The sequence below is a fragment of the Pseudoalteromonas sp. APC 3495 genome (assembly GCF_030407645.1).
In the GTDB taxonomy this organism is placed as follows: Bacteria; Pseudomonadota; Gammaproteobacteria; order Enterobacterales; family Alteromonadaceae; genus Pseudoalteromonas; species Pseudoalteromonas tetraodonis.
Genome location: NZ_JASDDA010000001.1, coordinates 165,179 through 185,794 on the forward strand (window position 1 = coordinate 165,179; position 20,616 = coordinate 185,794).

Genomic DNA, 20,616 nt, shown 5'->3' on the forward strand with positions numbered 1-20,616 from the left:
ACATTATTATGATTAAAAAACCTACCCTCATTGCTACAGCGTTTTGTAGTTTGTTTGCAAGTCACACAGCACTGGCTAAAATTAGTCCAGAAGAAGCTGCGCGTCTAGGTAAAGACCTAAGCCCAATTGGGGCAGAAAAAGCAGCTAATGCAGATGGTTCAATCCCAGCGTGGAACGGCGGTATTACTGCTGCACCAGCAGGTTATGAGCCGGGTATGCACCACTTAGACCCTTACGCAACTGATGAAGTATTGTTTACTATAGATAAAAGCAATATTGATAAGTACAAAGAAAATTTAAGCCCAGGGCAAATAGCATTATTTGAAGCGTACCCAGATACGTTTAAAATGCCTATTTACAAAACACGTCGTTCAGCGTCATACCCACAGTTTGTATACGATGCGACAAAGAAATTTGCTACTACAGCTGAATTAGTTGAAGGTGGTAACGGGATTAAGAACACAGCAATTGGTATTCCATTTCCAATTCCTAAAACGGGTTTAGAAGCAATTTGGAACCATTTACTTCGCTATCGTGGTCAATCAATTGAGCGCTTCGGTGGTCAAGCAGCGCCAACAGCATCGGGGTCGTACAACTATGTTGGCTTTGATGAGCAACTATTAGTTAAATATTCTGATCCAAGTGCAACGCCGGCTGAACTACAAGACTCTAATATTTTGTTTAAGTTTAAACAGCAAGTGACAGAGCCAGCACGTTTGGCAGGTACGGCATTGTTAGTACATGAAACCATGGATCAAATATTAACACCACGTCAAGCGTGGACGTATAATTCAGGTCAGCGTCGTGTTCGTCGTGCACCTAATGTAGCGTATGATGCTCCGGGTACAGCAGCAGATAGCTTACGTACTACCGATGATTTTGACATGTTTAACGGCTCACCAAATCGTTATAACTGGACGCTAAAAGGCAAGCAAGAGCTTTACATCCCATACAATAGCTACAAGCTTCATAGTGATAAGCTAACCTATGATGATATTTTAAAGCCGGGCCACATCAACCCAGAGCATACACGTTATGAAAAACACCGTGTGTGGGTTGTTGAAGCGAACTTAAAAGATGACACGCGCCATATTTATAAAAAACGTGTGTTCTACATTGATGAAGACAGCTGGCAAGTACATGTTACCGATATATACGATAATCGCGACCAACTGTATCGTGTAGCAATGGCTTATGGCCTTAACTACTACGAAGTACCGACTCAGTGGAGTACGCTTGAGGTATACCACGACCTTAACTCACGTCGTTACTTAGCCATTGGTTTAGATAATCAAGAAAAGATGTATGATTTTTCTCAGTCATTTAATGATAATGAGTTCACATCGAGCGCTTTACGTCGCGCTGGTAGATAGTATAAAAGCAGGCACCTAGTTTCCTAGGTGCCTTTTTTCTTTCACATCGCGTTTGTCTATTAACGCACAGGTTTTCCTCTTTATAACAGACAAACAAATCCTCAGTTCAAGGCGAATTTAATTTATGAAGTATTTGGTTTATGCCAGCCTGATCCTAAGCGGTGCGAGTTTTGCACAAGACGCACCTTTAAGTGCGATTAGCGCGATTAATGCAGATAAAACACTCCTTACCGATATCACACAAACCTCAGCAGGGCTCATTGCTGTGGGTAAGCACGGTACGGTAATTAAAAGTGTTGATGGTAACAATTGGCAACAAGCACAATCAGTGCCTACACAAGTATTACTAACGGCGGTTGAATTTACTAATGATTCTCTCGGCTGGGCATGTGGACATGACGCCACAATTATAAATACCACCGACGGTGGTGAAAACTGGCAGTTACAACAAGCAAAGCCCTCACTTGATAAACCCTGTTTAGATATTTATTTTAAAGACGATTTACATGGTTATGCCGTGGGCGCCTACGGTATGTTTTATCAAACCAGTGATGGCGGCGAACATTGGCAAAAACGGTTTTTAGATTCACTGTTATTTAGTGAAGATAGAGCGTACTTAAACGATTTAAAAGAAACCGATCCCGAAGGGTATGAAATAGAAACCTCGTCTATTTTGCCACATTTTAACCGCATAGAACCGACTAGTACGGGTTTAATACTAGTGGGAGAGATGGGCTTAATGGCAAAAAGTGATGACGATGGCCAAACATGGCAACGGATAGATGAAATTTATCCTGGCTCGTTTTTTGGTTTTGCTTCTGATTCATCGCAACAAATCGTCGCGGGGCTACGCGGTAATATTTTCGTAAATAAAACCGACAGTGGACAATGGCAGCATTTAGAAAATGACAAAACCGCCACTATTAATAGCATTATCAACTACAACAATAAACAATGGCTATTACTGGCTAATAGCGGTGTTATTTTTCATCTAAAAGGTGATGAGCTGTCATACGAGCAATTGGCCGATGGTAAAGCAATACTTGATGGTGTAATTGTTAAAGATAGACTTATTATGGCGACAGAAAATGGCATTAAAGTGAAGGAGTTGACCCCTTAATGCAAGCAATTTTAGATTTCTTAGAAAAAGCGATTTTTAGGCACCGCACAGTAGTACTCATAAGTTTTGTGCTAATTACCTGTTTGTTGGTTTTTAAAGCAACACAGATTCAACTTGATGCGTCATTTAATAAAAATATCCCGCTCAATCATGAATACATGAAGGTATACACTAAACATGAGAAACAGTTCGGTGGTGCAAATAGTATTTTAATTTCTGTATGTGACGACAGCGGAGATATTTTCAATCCTGAATTTTTTACCCAATTAAAAGCAGTGCACGATCAGCTTTATTTTATTCCTGGGGTAAATCGTCCTTTAGTAAATTCTATCTTTTCACCCAGTGCCCGTTTTGTTGAAGTCGTTGAAGACGGTTTTGCCGGTGGCCCTATCATTCCAGCTAACTTTAAAGCAGACAAGCAAGGGTTAGGCGTTGTAAAAGAAAATATTGAAAAGGCAAAAGTAGTTGGTCGTATGATAGCAAGCGATTATTCGTGTGCCATGGTCACCGCCCAACTGTTAGAGACTGATCCGCAAACACAAGAAAAATTAGACACCCTTGCGTTTGCAAAAAAATTAGAAACCGAAATTCGTGAACCTTTAAGTACTGATAATATCAGTATTCATATTATCGGTTTTGCAAAAATGGCTGGCGATATCGCTGAAGGTGCAAAAGGGGTTGTTTTATTTTTTGCCATCGCGATTGCGTTTACATTCGTCATGGTATGGCTATTTTGTGGCAGCTTGAAACTCACTATTTTACCAATTGTGTGTTCTATTATTGCCGTTATTTGGCAGTTAGGCTTATTGTCTAGTTTAGGCTTTGGCCTTGATCCGATGTCAATTTTAGTTCCTTTTTTAGTCTTTGCAATTGGTGTAAGCCACGGTGTGCAGATGATCAACGCCATTGGTAAAAAAGTCACTGAGGGCAAAGCGACCGCCGTGTGTTGTCAATCTAGCTTTAGAGCTTTGCTGGTACCAGGTGGGATTGCGTTGTTATCAGATACGGTTGGCTTTTTAACACTTTTAACCATAGATATCGGCATCATTCGTGAACTGGCTATTACAGCAAGTTTAGGGGTGGCTGTTATTATATTTACTAACCTTATTTTATTGCCTGTATGGGCATCGTATATGCGTTTTGAAAACAGCATCCATATTCAATCGGGTGATGCCAACAAACCGAATATACTCGATGCAATGCGCGATTTATTAGTTAAAGCAACCGAGCCTAAAACAGCAAAAATGATCATAGGTTTCACCTTGGTTTTATTTGCATTAGGTTATTGGCAAGCAGATAAAATGCGTATTGGTGATTTACACGCGGGTGCGCCATCGTTGCACCAAGATGCACGTTACAACCAAGATACCTTTTTAATATCGGACAAATACACCATTTCGTCTGATATTTTAAAAGTGATTGTGGAAGCATACCCTGCGGCCTGTACAGAGCATGATGTAATGGAACGTATATCGCGTTTTCAATATAAAGTCGAAAACTTAGCAGGTGTGCAGTCAGCAGTGAGCCTGAGTTCAGTGGCACAATCAGTCAATGCCGGGTACAACGAGGGCAATTTAAAGTGGCAAAGTTTGCCGCGCAATTCTGCCAGTTTAGTGCAATCAACGTCGCGTGTGGAAACAAGCACAGGGTTATTAAACGGTGATTGCTCGGTAATGCCGGTGATTATATTTTTAGACGATCACAAAGCACAAACAATTGATAACGTGATTGCAAAAGTAAAACAATTTGCTGATGAAGAGGGCACAGATAAACTTGCCTTTAAATTAGCGTCAGGGCCAGTTGGTGTTATGGCTGCAACGAATGAGTCTGTTTCAGCAGCGCAAATACCTATGATGTTGTATGTATACGGTGCGGTTATTATTTTATGCTTACTTAGTTTTAAGAGTGTAAAAGCAACAATTGCGGTGGTATTACCCTTGTACATAGTATCAACCCTTGCACAAGCACTGATGGTACAGCTTGAGATTGGTCTGACTGTTTCAACGTTACCAGTGATTGCTCTGGGTGTAGGTATTGGTGTTGATTACGGTATTTATATTTTGTCATCGATGATGGGGCAGTTAAAACAAAACGTACCATTGAGTATTGCTTATCGTAATGCATTAGTTGAACGTGGTAGTGCGGTGTTATTTACCGGTATTACATTAGCGATTGGTGTAAGTACGTGGATTTTTTCTGATTTGAAGTTCCAAGTTGATATGGGAATTCTGCTTACCTTCATGTTTTTAGTAAATATGTTGGGCGCAGTGTTACTTTTACCTGCAATTGGCAGCTTGCTCTGGACTGACCAGAAAAAATAAGGTGAATAAATTTGCTCCAAAATGGCCAGTAATGGCCATTTATATCTATATTTTGTGAATAGATGACCAAATAGCTGAAATGCTTAAAATGTTTTCATCGAAAAGGCTGTTTATTAGTTTCAAAAGGGTTAGAATTTAACTGACTCCACGCTAATAAATGGCTGTACAAATACTCTGCTAAACTAGCAGTGATAGATTAAGGAACATACAATGACACGAAATGAAGGCCAAGCCTCGGTTATTTTAGATAACGTCTGTAAGCTTATCCAGAAAAAAGTTCGCGCTGATAATGTGTTACTCGTTGAGAAATTCGCCAAAGCCTTGTACAGCAATATGTCTAAAGAGGATTTGGCAAATCGCAACGACAGTGACTTATATGGTGCTGCACTTAGCCTTTGGAATTCGCTAGAAAAAAATACATCAGATGACGCAGTTATTCGCGTTTTCAACCCTGAAGTGGCAAAAGATGGCTGGCAGTCATCGCATACCATTGTAGAGATCATTGCTAAAGATATGCCATTTTTAGTTGACTCTGTGCGTATGGCCATGACACGAGAAAACATTGCCTCTCACTTACTTCTACATAGCCCACTGAAAATTCAACGTGATAAAAACGATAAAATATCAGGGTTATCAAGCTTAAAAGCAGAGCAAGAATCAACATCAACAAAAACAGTATTCTTCATAGAAATTGACCGTCAAACAGATGCTACTGTTATTGAGTCTTTCAAAAAAGAACTTGAATCTGTACTCGTTGATGTATCGGTTGCGGTTGAAGATTGGCAGCCTATTCGCGAAAAACTAATCGCAGTTAGCAAAAGCTTACCTAAAAGCCACAAAGATAAAAATGATAACGAAATAAATGAAACCGTTGAGTTCTTAGATTGGCTAGTAAAAGACAACTTTACATTAATGGGTTACCGCCAATATGAGCTTTCGCCAGTCCAAGGTGATTATCAATTAAAAGGTAAAATGGATACCAGCTTAGGGTTAATGAAAAACTCAGATGCTGAGCATACACGTTTGCTTTCTGAGTTACCTGAAGTGGCTCGTCAAGAAGCACGTAGTAGTAACTTATTAATTTTAACAAAAACCAATTCATTATCTCGAGTTCATCGCCCAGCCTATATTGATTATGTGGGTGTTAAGCGTTTTGATGACAAAGGTAATGTGATTGGTGAAGACCGTTTTATAGGTTTATTCTCATCTAACTTTTATAACAACAGCGCTGCTGATGTCCCGGTTCTTAAAAGCAAGATTAATCGCATTATGGATATGTGTGATTTTGCTAAGGGTACACATGCATACAAAGCGGTATTAAACATCTTAGAAACCTACCCACGTGACGAATTAGTGCAAGCTCGCGAACATGAGCTACTTGAAGTTGCTATGGGCGTGTTACAAATTCAAGAACGCGACATGTGTCGTTTATTTGTTCGCAAAGATGCATACGGTCGCTTCCTATCTTGTATGGTGTATGTACCACGTGAACGTTATAACACGGCGCTGCGCCGCGAAACGCAGGCTATTTTAGCGAATGCATTTAATTCTGACGTTAAAGTCGAATTTACTACCTATTTCTCAGAGTCAACACTGGCGCGTACTCATTACACCGTTCGTGTGACCGATAACAATATTGAATATAACGTGAAAGACATAGAAAATAATCTAATTGAAGCCGCTCGTACCTGGGAAGATAAACTCCAATCAGCCTTACTCGAATCTGCTGGTGAAGCACGTGGTAACGAATTAAACCGTAAATACTGCAACGCTTTTGCACGTTCATACAAAGAAGAAGTACTACCAAGTGCCGCTGTTGTTGATATTGAAAAGCTAGAAATGCTAAACGATGACAACAAACTTGAGATGTTGTTTTATCGTCCACAAGAAGAGGCGAGCAGCAATATTGTTCGTTTAAGCTTATTCCACAAAGATGAGCCAATTCACTTATCAGATGTGATGCCAATGCTGGAAAACTTTGGTTTACGTGTTGTAGGTGAAACACCTTACTCAGTTAAAACCAGTGATGGTGGCATTAATTGGATCATGGACTTCTCAATGCTGATTGATAGCAAAGGGATGGCCGATTTTGATAAAATTTCCGCACGTTTTCGTGCCGCACTAACCAGTGTGTGGGCAAATCGTTTAGAAAACGATGGTTTTAACCGTTTAGTGTTAATGGGTGGGTTAACCGGTCGCGAAGCATCAATTTTACGTGCGTACGCTAAATACATGCGCCAAATTGGGGTTACTTTCTCGCAAACGTACATCGAAAGTACCTTTGCTAATTACCCACACATCGCGGCTAAAATCGTTAATTTATTTGCTAAAAAATTCTCAGTTAAAAGTCCTGCAAGTGCTAAAACACTTGAAAAACTAGGCTTAGAAATTTATGCAGAGTTAGAAAACGTAGCGAATCTTGATGATGACCGTATTATCCGTTTATACGTTGATATGATTGTTGCAACGCTGCGTACAAACTACTTCCAAAAAGATGCTGAAGGTAAGTTTAAGTCATACATTTCACTTAAAATTCAACCAAGTTTAATTCCAGAAGTACCACTGCCTGTGCCTGCGTTTGAGATTTTCGTTTACTCGCCGCGTGTTGAAGGTGTGCATTTACGCTTTGGTAAAGTTGCGCGTGGTGGCCTACGTTGGTCAGACCGTCGTGAAGACTTCCGTACTGAAGTTTTGGGCTTGGTAAAAGCGCAGCAGGTTAAAAACACCGTAATTGTACCGGTTGGTTCAAAAGGTGGCTTTGTATGTAAACAACTGCCTAGTGAGCGCGAAGCGTTTATCAAAGAAGGCCAAGAATGTTACAAAATCTTCATTCGTGGCTTATTAGATATCACAGATAATATTGAGCGCGGCGAAGTTGTACCTGCTGTTGATGTTACTCGTCATGATGAAGACGATGCATACCTAGTGGTTGCAGCGGACAAAGGAACTGCGACTTTCTCTGATATTGCGAACGGTATCGCAATCGAATATAACTTCTGGCTAGGTGATGCGTTTGCATCAGGTGGTTCAGTAGGTTACGACCATAAGAAAATGGGTATTACTGCGCGTGGTGCATGGGAGTCTGTTAAGCGTCATTTCCGTGAAATGGATATTAACTGTCAAACCACAGACTTTACTGCCGTTGCCATTGGTGACATGGCCGGTGATGTATTTGGTAATGGTATGTTGTTATCAAAGCACATTCGTTTGCAAGTGGCGTTTAACCACTTACATATTTTTGTGGATCCAAACCCTAATGCAGCTGCTTCTTACCCAGAGCGCGAGCGTTTATTTAATTTGCCACGTTCATCATGGGAAGATTACAACAAAGAGTTAATTTCAAGCGGCGGTGGTGTGTTCTCTCGTGCAGCCAAGTCGATTACGCTAAGCCCAGAAATGAAAAAAATGTTGGGCACTAAAAAAGCCAGCATGACGCCTAATGAATTGATCAAAGCCTCACTTATGATGGAGTTTGATTTATTGTGGAATGGCGGTATTGGTACATACATTAAGCACTCTAAAGAAACAGATGCGGATGTAGGGGACCGTGCAAACGATGCACTGCGCATTAATGGTAAAGACCTTGGCGCTAAAGTCTTTGGCGAAGGCGGTAACTTAGGGGCAACCCAGTTAGGTCGTATTGAATTTGCAGCTAAAGGTGGCCGTGTTAATACTGACTTTATCGATAACGTAGGCGGTGTTGCGTGTTCAGATAACGAAGTAAACATTAAAATCTTACTTAATGGTTTAGTTGCCGAAGGTGATTTAACACGTAAGCAACGTGATGAGTTACTTTACTCAATGACCGACGAAGTATCTGAATTAGTGCTTAAAGACTGTTATCGTCAAACACACACTTTATCGATTACCCAATCAAAAGGGACTTCAACGCTTAAAGAAAAAATTCGTTTTATTCATGCGCTTGAAAAAGAGGGCAAATTAGACCGTACGATTGAGTTTATTCCGACGGATGAGGAGTTAGCAGAGCGTGCTGCCGCAGGCAGAGATTTAACACGTCCTGAGCTTTCAGTGTTGGTCTCTTATGCGAAAATGGTTCTTAAAGAGTCATTAGTAACCGACGAAATTACCGAAAACCCTTACTATCGTCAGTTATTGGTTAAATCATTCCCACGTCCATTACGTGAGAAGTTTAACGATGCTATGAATAATCACCCACTACGCAAAGAGATCATTGCCACTAAGTTAGCAAATAATATTGTTAACGATATGGGCTTAAACTTTATGGTGCGTATGAATGAAGAAACAGGTGCAAACGAAGCTGAGATTGCATTATGTTATTCAATCGCAAGTGAAATATTCCAAATGCGTGACACTTGGTTATCGATTAGTGATTTAGATAACAAGATACCGTCTAACGTACAAACAGAAATGTTGTACCAGTTACGTCGTACTGTTCGTCGTGCAACTCGTTGGTTCTTACGTCATCGTACGAAAGCACAAACCATTGAGCAATCAATTGAAGCATTTGCACCAACGTTTGCCGATTTAAGTGAAAACTTAACTAAATACATCGTGAAAACAGAAAGCGATCGTATAGAAAGTGCACGTGAAGAGCTAACGCAAAGCGGTGTTCCGGTTGAGATTGCTCAGCGTATTGTATCGTTATCAAGCTTGTTCTCTGTAATGGACTTGACACAAATTGCGCAAAACTCTAATCGTAAAATCGATATGGTATCGCACACTTACTTCAAACTTGGTGCGCAAATGGGGCTACATTGGTTCTTAGACCAAATTACTAATCAACCTGTTTCAAACCATTGGCAAGCACTTGCGCGTGCTTCATATCGTGAAGAGTTAGATTGGCAACAACGTACATTATCTGAAGTAGTGTTAAACAGCTTTGAAGGTGATAGTAGTGATGTTGATGGCCAAATTGAACAGTGGATGGATAGCCAAGATCTGTTGTTACAGCGCTGGAAACAAATGCTAACTGAATTTAAAACATCGCAAAGTCATGACTTTGCAAAATTCTCAGTTGCACTTAGAGAGCTTATGTTACTAGGCCACAACTGTGATACCTCTGCAAAGTAATAAACTGCAACTGATTAAAATTAATCGTTAAACAGTTTTTTGTTATATAATACCTCAGCCTTGTCTGAGGTATTTTTTTGTCTACAACTTTAAGAGGATTATATTCATGTTTTACGATTTAGCTCGCCGTTTTATGTTTACCCGTGATGCGGAGTGGGCCCATGATTTTGCTCTTAATAACTTACGTCGCTTTGCTAATACACCGTTAAGTGCCGCGTGGTCACAAAGCGTGGCAAATAAGCCTGTGAACTTTTTAGGCCTCGAATTTAAAAATCCCGTAGGGCTTGCCGCTGGTCTTGATAAAAATGCCGAGTGTATTGATGCATTCGCCCAAATGGGGTTTGGTTTTGTCGAAGTAGGCACAGTAACACCGCGTCCACAAGCAGGTAACGATAAGCCTCGTATGTTTAGATTGCCACAGTCGAATGCAATTATTAATCGCATGGGCTTTAATAATAAAGGCGTTGATAATCTAGTAAATAACGTAAAAGCAGCAAAGTATGATGGCATTTTAGGTATTAATATTGGTAAAAATAAAGATACGCTGAATGAACAAGGCAAAGATGATTACATTCACTGTATGCGAAAAGTGTTTGAGTATGCATCTTACATAACCGTCAATATTTCATCGCCGAATACACCAGGATTGCGTGACTTACAATATGGCGCAGCATTAGATGACCTATTGCAAAGTTTAAAAAATGAGCAGTTAGATTTAATTGCCAAGCATAATAAAAATGTACCTATGCTGGTTAAAATTGCGCCAGACTTAGATCCTATTCAAATTGAACAAGTGAGCGAATCACTATTAACGAATAAAATTGATGGTGTGATTGCCACAAATACCACCCTTGAGCGTAGCCTAGTGCAAGGTCAGCAGTATGCTGATGAAGCAGGAGGGTTATCGGGTGCTCCGGTTAGAGAGCGTTCAACTCATATTGTTTCTGAACTAAAACGTTTAACTAATAATCAATTACCTATCATTGGTGTAGGCGGTATTGATGACGTTCAATCGGCTAAAGAGAAGATGAACGCAGGGGCTGATTTGATTCAAGTTTACACTGGATTTATTTATAAAGGACCACAATTGGTCAAGTCGATCATTAACGACTTATAAGGATCAGTTATGTAAGCTTTTGATCGTTCGATAAATGTTCTAAAAAGACGTTTTAAAAATGGTCAAAAGCAGCTATACTCTAAGCTTATTGTCTTATTTTATTTTTTTAAGTACTAAGTAGGGAGGAGCAAATGTTACAAGCGTCAAAGCAATGGCAGTGGATAGCGTGTGCTGAAAAAAACCGCTTACTGCTTGATTTAAATGACGATATGCAACTATGCACCCCTTATAAACTAAGGCAATTAACAGATTGCACCTTTAAAAACCCTTACTTTAGTTTAGAAGACGCCGCTTTTTATGAGCAGGTATATTATTACCTCGAGCAGTTTAACTTATGGAATCCTGCGCAATTATGTCAAATAGCGCTCAATGCCACCGCGGTTAAGTTTCAATTAAAGCCCGTTTTAGCTAAGAGTTGGTTTTTTAAACCCTACACGGGTACAACACCTAGTACTGAAGCCGTTATCAACTTGAGCTCTGAATCTCAAACTGGCGAGTTTTTAATTGTGGAGCATTGCCCTGATGCTTCTGTGTGTATTAATTTAAGCGAAACCTTTGCGCTTGACGATAATTTATCACTCTCACAGTTTGAAGTGATCCGCGTATTAAACAACCGTGTTCACCCGCTTATTATCTCACAGTACGATAGTCAAACCGCTTAATCTAATTTAGTTTTCCCACCGTGTTTATGGCGTATTTGTACGCAAACCTATGTTATAATCCCGCGCAATTAGCTATTAAGGGTTTTTACTTTGCAATTTATCGCACTTACTTCTATCGGAATCGAAAATTTATTGGTTGATGAACTTACAGAGCTTGGCGCTACGGTGTCAAAACAAACTGTGGGTTCTGTTCGCTTTGAGGCTGACTCATTGCTAGCGCAAAAGGTGTGTTTATCAACACGCTTTGCTACGCGTGTACTTATGCTTATTGAAGAAAAAGAAGGCGTAAATGACAAAGACAGCTTGTATAAATTTGCACGCTTACAACCTTGGCAAGAGTGGTTTGGGCCTACGCAAACCTTTGCTGTTGACTTTAATGGCACAAACGACTCGCTTAAAAATACCCAGTTTTCAGGGTTAGTGATTAAAGATGCGATTGTTGATTATTTTAATGATCTGTATGAACAGCGCCCAAATGTTGATAAGCAAGATGCCAATGTGCGAGTGGTTGCACGTTTAAATCGCCATGGTGTTTCTCTTTATATTGATTACTCAGGCCCGCGTTTATCAGAGCGTGGTTACCGTCAAGGTCAAGGTAAAGCACCAATTAAAGAACATTTAGCTGCAGCGATTATTAAGCGCAGTGGCTGGCTTGAAAATGTTAATCAGCCTTTATTTGATCCATGTTGTGGTGCTGGTACTATTTTAATTGAAGCCGCTGGAATGGCGCGTAATGAAGCGCCAGGTCTATTTCGTGAAGGCTTTGCGTTTGAACGTTTACCAAGCTTTAGAGTGGCAAAATTCAAAGAACTTAAAGAGCAGCTTTTAGCGAATATTACTGTTCCTAAATTATGGCTAATTGGCCATGATTACGACGCAAATGTCCTTGATAAAGCCATTGCCAATGCGCAGCGCGCAGAACTTGATACGGTAATTAAGTTTAAACAAAGCGATGCAACTAAATTGACTGCGGTTGCTAAATTGCCGGGTGTTGTTATTTCTAACTTACCTTATGGTGAGCGAATTGGCTCTATGGCTGAGCTGGTTAACTTACATCGTAGTTTAGGTGTTGGCTTTAAAAAACACTTCAACCACTGGAAACTAGCTTTATTAGGCATGGATGAAAGCTTGTTTAAACTGCTTAAATTGGTGAAGCAAAAACGTTATAAATTTAAAAATGGTCCACTTGATGTTGAATTAAACTTGTATCAACTTGATGACAAGCAAGTGAGTCTTACCACGGATGACAAACCGGCTTTAAACTTTGAAGGCTCAATGGCTTTTGCTAATCGCTTGAAAAAGAATAAGCAAGGCTTAAAAAATTGGCTTAAGCAAAATCAAGTACATGCCTATCGCGTGTATGATGCAGATATTCCTGAATATAACGTTGCGGTTGATATTTATGGTGATTCAGCGGTTATTTTTGAATACGCAGCACCAAAAGAAATTGATGAAAAAACCTCAGAAAAACGCTTGCAAGATGTTATTAGCTTAACAGCGCAACAACTGGATATTGCACCTGAAAACATTGCGGTAAAAGTACGTAAAAAGCAAAAAGGTGAAGAACAATATACCCCGATGGCTAAGCAAAACAGAACCATGGTGGTAGAGGAGTTTGGTGCTAAGTTTAAAGTTAACTTATTTGATTACTTAGACACCGGACTATTTTTAGATCACCGTCTTGCGCGTCGTTACATTCAAGAAAATGCAAAAGATAAACGCTTTTTAAATTTGTTTGCCTACACGGGAACAGCGTCGGTTCATGCTGCATTAGGCGGTGCAAAAGCAATTACTACCGTTGATTTATCTAAAACCTACCTAAAATGGGGGCAAGATAACTTTGCGCTTAACGATATTAGCAATACGCGTTATCGGTTTGAGCAAGCCGACTGTTTAAAATGGCTAGAGCATGCACAAGGACAATACGACTTGATCTTTTTAGACCCTCCAACATTCTCTAACTCTAAGCGAATGAAAGATGCGTTTGATGTACAAAATGATCACATTAAGCTGTTAACTTGGGTTAAAAAAATATTGAGCCCATCGGGTACGCTTATATTTTCTAACAATAAACGCGGCTTTGTGATGGACGAAGTAGGGTTAATGGGCTTAGGCTTAAAAGCGGAAAATATTTCAGAAAAAACCTTATCTCCCGATTTTAAACGTAATAAAAAAATTCATAATAGCTGGTTAATTAAACATGGCTAAGTGGGTTTTATATCACACAGACGGTTGCCACTTGTGTGAGCAAGCAGAGCAACTGTTAAAGCCGTTACTTTCATCAGCTGATGAATTACAACTTATTGATATTATGAGCGATGACTCATTAATTTTAGAGTATCAAATCAGTATTCCGGTTTTAAAAAATCAACAAGGTCAGCAATTGTTTTGGCCATTTACTGCACCTCAGGCGCAGCAGTTTTTAGCGCAAGCAGAATAAGAGTAAAGATTAATTATGGATTTAATTAGAATTTCAAAAGCACAATTAGCCTACGGTACGCACCCATTATTAGATAATGCCGATGCGGTTATAGAAAGCGGTGAACGTGTGTGTATTGTAGGGCGTAACGGTGCAGGAAAATCAACGCTTCTGAAAGTCTTAGATGGCCAAGTAATACTCGATGACGGCGAAATAAACCAAGTCGGTAGTTTAAAAATATCGCGTTTAGAACAAGATCCGCCTAAAGGCGCAAGCGGCACTGTATTTGATTATGTTGCCCAAGGTATGCCTGAAATTGCTAACTTACTGATTGATTTTCATCATGTAAGTACACAATTGCAAACAGATTGTACTGATCAGTTACTCAACAAACTAGAGCGCTTATCAAATAAGTTAGAAGCAGCTGATGGCTGGCGTTTTGATAGCCGTATTCAACTGGTTTTAACCCAACTAGAATTAACCCCCGATGCAAAACTAGAATCACTTTCTGGTGGTTGGTTACGTAAAGTTGCACTTGCGCGTGCGCTAGTGAGCGAGCCTGATTTATTATTACTCGATGAGCCTACCAACCACTTAGATATGACAAGTGTAATGTGGTTAGAGCAATTTTTAAAAGAGTTTAAAGGCGGGATTGTATTTATATCGCATGACCGTGCTTTTATTCGCGCCGTTGCAACACGTATTTTAGATTTAGATCGCGGTAAACTAATTTCTTATCCAGGTGATTATGCCACTTACTTAGAACAAAAAGCGCATGATTTAAAAGTGGAAGAAACGCAAAATGCATTGTTCGATAAGCGTTTAGCGGAAGAAGAAGCGTGGATCCGCCAAGGTGTTAAAGCGCGTCGTACGCGTAACGAAGGGCGTGTTCGTGAGCTTAAACAATTACGTAATGAGCGTAAAAAGCGTGTTGATCAAGTAGGCAAAACCGATTTCAATATTGAAACGGCTGATCGTTCAGGTAAATTAGTGTTTGAAGCGAAACACTTACACCATGCATTTAAAGATAAAATCATTGCTGATGACTTCTCTACTTTGGTTATGCGTGGTGACCGTATTGGGTTAGTCGGCCCTAACGGCATTGGTAAAACAACACTATTAAAATTACTATTTGGTGATTTAAAAGCTGACAGTGGCGAAATAAAGCAAGGTGTTAATTTAGAATTTGCTTATTTTGATCAATACCGTGAAAAGCTCGATGAAGAAGCGACCGTTCAAGATAACGTAGCTGAGGGTAAGCAAGAGGTCATGATGGGCGGGCGTTCTCGCCATGTATTAGGTTATTTACAAGACTTTTTGTTCCCGCCAGCACGTGCTCGTACCCCCGTAAAAGCGCTCTCAGGTGGTGAAAAAAATAGATTACTTCTGGCTAAGTTATTCTTAAAGCCATCCAATATATTGGTTCTTGATGAGCCTACCAACGACTTAGACATAGAAACGTTAGAGTTACTAGAAGATATCATCAATCAATACCAAGGTACTGTGCTGATAGTTAGCCATGACCGTGAGTTTATTGATAATACGTGTTCGAGTGTATGGGCATTTGAAGGTAACGGCAAAGTCACTGATATAGTTGGTGGCTACAGTGATTATGAAGCGTATACCAACTATTTGGCGGAGCAGCACAAAGAGTTGCAAAAGCAGCCAGTCAAAAAAGTTGAAAAAACAGAGCCAACGCCAGTTAAAAGTAATAACAAAGCAAATAAACTCTCTTACAAATTAAAACTTGAACTAGAGCAACTACCTAATAAAATGGAACAACTTGAAGCTGAGCTTGAAAAACAACAAGAACGAGTAAGTCACGAAGACTTTTTCAAGCAAGACAGTGATGTAACAGCTAAGGAATTGAACCATTTAGCCCAACTTGAGTCTGACCTTGAAGCCGCTTTTGAGCGTTGGGAAGAACTTGAAGAATTAAAGAATCAGTAGTAAGGAATAAAATGAAATATAAATTACTCGCGGCCAGTGTTTTAGCAACACTGAGTACATCGGCATTAAGTGCTACCTATGCGTTAACGGAGTTAGGTAACTTTGAAAACGCAAAACATACTTATGTTACCGATGTGAGTGAAAACGGACATGTCATTGGGCTTGCTAATGGCTTATACAATATCCCAATTGATATTAGTTATATTGATTTTACCGATAGTTTAATTAAGAACGCTTATACTAATGAAGTAAATTCATTTGAACTAAGTGACAAAGAAATTACGTTTACACTTGATGACATCGAAAACAACGACGCTATTTATACCAATGCTGATGCGCATACTTTTATGGTTCGTTTCTTGTCAAACTTATCTGCTAACTTTGAATATCAAAAAATTAGCTCAATTGTTGCTACAAATTACAACAGTGGTGTAATTACAGAGCAATCTTTGTTTGATGTGGCTTCGGTTGATTATGATGGATTAACGCGATCGACCAGCAACTTTTATAATGCTGTTGCACAGGACGGTACGACCGTAGGTTGGGGCAGTGCACCGTTTGATAAAATCACTTTTACACCAGATGGTGAAACTGAAGAAGAAACTTGGTTTACCCGAGAGTTTATAGAACGTGGTATTTTAATTTCTGAAGGCGGTGTAGAAGTGCCGCTTGTTCCAGAATTTACTGAACATGGTGGGACGAGTAAAGCGTCTGATATTGTTGCCACTGACACGGGTTACGTTGTTGTTGGTAATGTATCAGTGAGTATCCCTACAGAGAGACAAACCTTAATTGCTGATAATTGTGATGGTCTTGATGAACCTGTAATGACGTGTATTGAATCAATTAATAGTCGTAACACACGTGGTTTATTTAATAAAACAGCGGTTAAGTGGACATTAGATAGTGCCTATAATGTAACCTCAACAGAATTGTTAGGTTTAGCGCTGACACCAAAAGAAGATGAAGACAGTAACCCATTTATTAGTAATGCATTAGCGGTTAATAAAAATGGCGTTGCGGCCGGTTTTTCTAATACCCGTTACTTTGATAGAGATTCCACAATTTTAACGATGCCAGTTTACTTTAAAGATGGTGAAGTGGTTGATTTTATTGAACAAAGAGATGACTGGCAAAGTGGTAAAGCATTTGCTATCAACGATAACGATATTGTTGTAGGTTATGCGACCAAGCGAATAGAAGGCACGCTAAGAAACAAACTTTTTTACCATGATATAAATACAAACACGACCGTGTTTCCTGAAGGTTACTTTATAAGCTCAAGCTCATATGCAAATGACATTAATAATCAAGGTTACATTGTTGGTGAAGGTGAAATTGGTGAATCTGAGAACACTCGTCGTTCAGAAGCCTTCATTTATAAAATTGGCGATGACAAGATCACTAACCTAAATAAATTGCTGCCTTGTTATGACAGTGATGGTGAAACCAGTTTCAGCTATAAAATGGTAGAAGCTAAATCGATTAATGAAAACAACGAAGTATTTGGTGTTGCAACTAAAACAGTTGAAAAACGAAATTCATTGGGCGGAGTTGTTACCGATGTAAATGGTAATATTGAGTATGAAAGTGTAGCCGTTGCGGTAAAACTTTCGCCTATCCCTAATGGTGAAGTTGAGAATTGTAAAGCCCCAGATGCTGAATTTTACGAACGCAGTTCTGCGAGCTTTTCTTGGTTTGGTTTATTATTACTACCACTTGTTGGTTTAAGACGTGTATTTAGATTTTAAATGAGCTTAAATCGTTAAACAGAACGACTAAAAAACCCAACTTGTTAAGTTGGGTTTTTTTTGTCTATAGTAATGTAAGCATTTAAAGGAAGAGAGGCTAATTATTTCTCATTCCCCATGCCCGCCTTACAGAGCGGCGCCAAATTAGATCTATTCCAAAGTAGCCAATGACACTGGCGATAGAGGCGCATACCAAAGAACCGACTAAGAATGCAGGGCCAATTGTCGTTAAGCTTTCTATAAACCATGCCCAACTGGCTTCGAACGCAAAGTGTTGTTCTGGTTGATTAAGTACTAATGTACCAACAAGGTAGGAGCCGTAAAAAATTGGCGGCATAGTCAGTGGATTAGTGATCCAAACTAGCGCAACAGAAATGGGTAAATTAACTCTCAAAATTATCGCTGCGGCAGCCGCGAGCACCATTTGAAAAGGAACAGGGATGAAAGCAAAAAAGAGCCCAACAGCAAAAGCACCTCGTGCCGAACGTCTATTTAAATGCCAAAGGTTAGCATCATGTAAAAGACGGCCAAATATTCTTAGCGATTTGTGATGTCTAATTTTATTTGGATCGGGTAAAAACCGTTGGATCGTTTTTTTAGCCATTTAAAGCAACCATTTACTTCTGTGTGGATGAGTCTTGGGTTTGTTATCGGAGTTGTTGTTACCGTATTTTATTACCAAACCCTTGAATTTACAGTTATCACAATTTCAATCCTCATTGTGAGCACGTATTTTAAGCCGTTTTTAACTGTATTGTTAGGCTTTATTTTCGGTATTTGCTGTGTAGCAGCACATTTTATCTTGTTTTATTCATTTGAATTACCTAATCAGCACGAAAAATACGCATATTCTGTCAATGTTGTTGTCGAAGAGGTCATTTCTTCAACCCCTCCACAATACGTAAAAGTGAAAATAACCCGTTTGGAAGATAGCGAATATAGTCAGTTTAGAGCACCTAATGCCTTATTAAGTATTAATTCAACACAACCTATTCAGCCAGGTGATGCTTTTACTGCTCAAGTTAGGTTAAAAAATTTTAGGGGGATTAAAAATTTTACTGTGTTCGACAGTCAACTCTATGCCTTTACACAAAAAATAGCGTTTAAAGGTACAGTATTAAATAAGCAGTTAGCGATTTACAACCGTCCACAAAATAATCATATCGCGGCTTACCGGACTTATGTCAAAAAGCTCGTAAGTAGTGCTGAACTTAATTGGCTATATTATGTGCTCTTAACTGGAGACAAGTCGTTAATGACCTTTGAGCATAAACAATTAATGCAAAGTCTTGGGTTAAGTCATTTACTGGCTATTTCTGGATTGCATATCTCTTTGGTTTTCGGCTTTTGTTATTTTGCAGTGCGCTGTTTACTTAAGTTGATTAAGCCTGAACTAAATCAATCATTAAATATTGCTATTTTTTATAGCGCTGCTGGCTTTGTTGCCGCTTTTATTTATGTTTACTTGAGTGATTTCATTATTTCGGCAACCCGCGCCTTAATTATGTTGGGTTGTTATTTGTTGCTTTATTATTTAGCGAAGCAAGCGCTTAGATGGCGAAGTATTTTATATGCGTTGGTTATTATTCTAGCGGTTAATCCATTTAGTTTGCTTAATCCTGGCCTGTATTTTTCCTTTTTAGCGGTATGTATTATTTTTATGGTTTTAAAACAGTTTCCGCTGCGAGGTCATTCATTGTTAGCCAATATTCGCACTCTTTTTATTATTCAACTGGGATTATTTATTGGCTTATTACCGCTGTCATTATACTTTTTTAATGGCGTGAGTTTAGCAGGTTTAGTTTTAAATCTTGTCGCTATTCCCATTTTATCTTTTGTATTAATGCCTGCTTTATTTTTAAGTGTGTTGCTGGGGTTATTAACCGACTGGCATGCGTTTATTGTGTTGTATGATTTTCCACTGACCTATATTTATCAAATGTTGCTGGCAATACCGCAGCACATACGTTGGCTTAATGTTGGTCAGGTAAGTATAACCACTGTGGTGCTGCTTTATAGTGTCGTTCCTTTACTTTATTTTATTGAGCTTCGCGTACTGGCGTGTATTCCGCTTTTGACTTTACTGTCTAATTATTATTTTACGCAATCTAGTCTTTGGCAGTTGAACGTATTTGATGTAGGCCATGGCCTAATGGTACTGATAAAAAAAGACAAACATGCGTTTATTTATGATTTTGGCCCGAGTTACTTTAATCGCTTTAGTCGTGTGCCTAGTGTATTACTACCCTATATTGACGCCCATAATCTAACGGTAAGTACCGCGATTGTCAGTCATCAAGATAACGATCATGCCGGAGGTGTTGCGCATTTTAAAGCGGCCGGTTATGCATGGAGTTTTGATTATTTTCATCCAAATGGTGTATATAACGACTGTATAGCAACAACACGCGATTTTCATGGGTTGAGTATTAAAACCTTTACTAAAGAGGAATTTAATAATAGTAATGATAATTCCTGTATCGTTAAAATCTCAGCTGCAAACTATAGTGTGCTACTTACCGGTGACATATCAAAGACGCGAGAGTCTCAATTAATTAAAAAGGAAGATGATTTACAAAGTACCGTTTTGATAAGCCCACACCACGGCAGTGACAGCTCCTCGAGTGACGAGTTTATTAAGGCAGTAAACCCAACGATTGTGATTCATTCAAGTGCCTATCAAGGTCAGTGGCAATTTCCAAGTAAAGCGGTAGTTGAGCGTTACAATAAAATAAACGCCAAACAATATAGCACCGGTGATGTAGGACAAGTTAGAGTTGATTTTTATGCTAAGCACCTTGAGCTTACTACAGCGAGGGCGCAGGAAAGTTATTGGTTTATCAAAGATTGA

At 39.3% G+C, this 20,616-nt stretch carries 12 protein-coding genes; 11 read left to right on the forward strand and 1 reads right to left on the reverse strand.

Annotated elements, in window-relative coordinates; all coding sequences use genetic code 11:
* The first annotated feature begins 8 nt into the window (after positions 1-8).
* The 10 genes from QL984_RS00765 to QL984_RS00810 all read left to right on the forward strand — a co-directional run bounded on the left by QL984_RS00765 (position 9) and on the right by QL984_RS00810 (position 17,765).
* Entirely contained in the window at positions 9-1,373 is a 1,365-nt protein-coding gene (locus tag QL984_RS00765; protein WP_008112052.1) for a DUF1329 domain-containing protein, read from the forward strand.
* A gap of 124 nt (positions 1,374-1,497) precedes the next feature.
* Complete coding sequence (locus tag QL984_RS00770) at positions 1,498-2,493, forward strand: YCF48-related protein (protein WP_036954627.1); 996 nt, start codon at positions 1,498-1,500, stop codon at positions 2,491-2,493.
* The gene (locus QL984_RS00775) at positions 2,493-4,814 is read left to right on the forward strand and encodes an MMPL family transporter (RefSeq protein WP_036954630.1); all 2,322 of its coding nucleotides are present in this window, start codon (positions 2,493-2,495) and stop codon (positions 4,812-4,814) included. The genes QL984_RS00770 and QL984_RS00775 overlap by 1 nt, the downstream gene beginning before the upstream one ends.
* Before the next feature lie 210 nt (positions 4,815-5,024).
* Positions 5,025-9,866, forward strand: a complete 4,842-nt coding sequence (locus QL984_RS00780) for an NAD-glutamate dehydrogenase (RefSeq protein ID WP_013465030.1) — start codon at positions 5,025-5,027, stop codon at positions 9,864-9,866.
* 106 nt (positions 9,867-9,972) lie between these two features.
* Positions 9,973-10,983: a quinone-dependent dihydroorotate dehydrogenase gene (gene pyrD / locus QL984_RS00785; RefSeq protein WP_013465029.1), complete on the forward strand. Its 1,011-nt coding sequence runs from the start codon at positions 9,973-9,975 to the stop codon at positions 10,981-10,983.
* A gap of 131 nt (positions 10,984-11,114) precedes the next feature.
* Positions 11,115-11,645, forward strand: coding sequence for a cell division protein ZapC (locus QL984_RS00790; protein ID WP_013465028.1), 531 nt, complete (start codon positions 11,115-11,117; stop codon positions 11,643-11,645).
* Between the two features lie 90 nt (positions 11,646-11,735).
* Entirely contained in the window at positions 11,736-13,853 is a 2,118-nt protein-coding gene (rlmKL, locus tag QL984_RS00795) for a bifunctional 23S rRNA (guanine(2069)-N(7))-methyltransferase RlmK/23S rRNA (guanine(2445)-N(2))-methyltransferase RlmL (protein WP_013465027.1), read from the forward strand.
* Positions 13,846-14,085, forward strand: a complete 240-nt coding sequence (locus tag QL984_RS00800) for a glutaredoxin family protein (RefSeq protein WP_016900376.1) — start codon at positions 13,846-13,848, stop codon at positions 14,083-14,085. Before rlmKL ends, QL984_RS00800 begins: the two co-directional genes overlap by 8 nt.
* 15 nt (positions 14,086-14,100) lie before the next feature.
* Positions 14,101-16,014 (forward strand): ABC transporter ATP-binding protein, encoded by a 1,914-nt coding sequence (locus tag QL984_RS00805; RefSeq protein WP_013465025.1) that lies wholly within the window; start codon positions 14,101-14,103, stop codon positions 16,012-16,014.
* 11 nt (positions 16,015-16,025) lie between these two features.
* The gene (locus QL984_RS00810) at positions 16,026-17,765 is read left to right on the forward strand and encodes a DUF3466 family protein (protein ID WP_013465024.1); all 1,740 of its coding nucleotides are present in this window, start codon (positions 16,026-16,028) and stop codon (positions 17,763-17,765) included.
* 97 nt (positions 17,766-17,862) lie between these two features.
* Here QL984_RS00810 and QL984_RS00815 read toward each other — a convergent pair whose 3' ends face one another.
* Positions 17,863-18,369: a DUF2062 domain-containing protein gene (locus tag QL984_RS00815; protein ID WP_013465022.1), complete on the reverse strand. Its 507-nt coding sequence runs from the start codon at positions 18,367-18,369 to the stop codon at positions 17,863-17,865.
* On the opposite strand from QL984_RS00815, the gene QL984_RS00820 reads away from it, so the two are divergent.
* Positions 18,349-20,616 (forward strand): DNA internalization-related competence protein ComEC/Rec2, encoded by a 2,268-nt coding sequence (locus tag QL984_RS00820; protein ID WP_013465023.1) that lies wholly within the window; start codon positions 18,349-18,351, stop codon positions 20,614-20,616. The two genes, QL984_RS00815 and QL984_RS00820, sit on opposite strands and share 21 nt — an antisense overlap.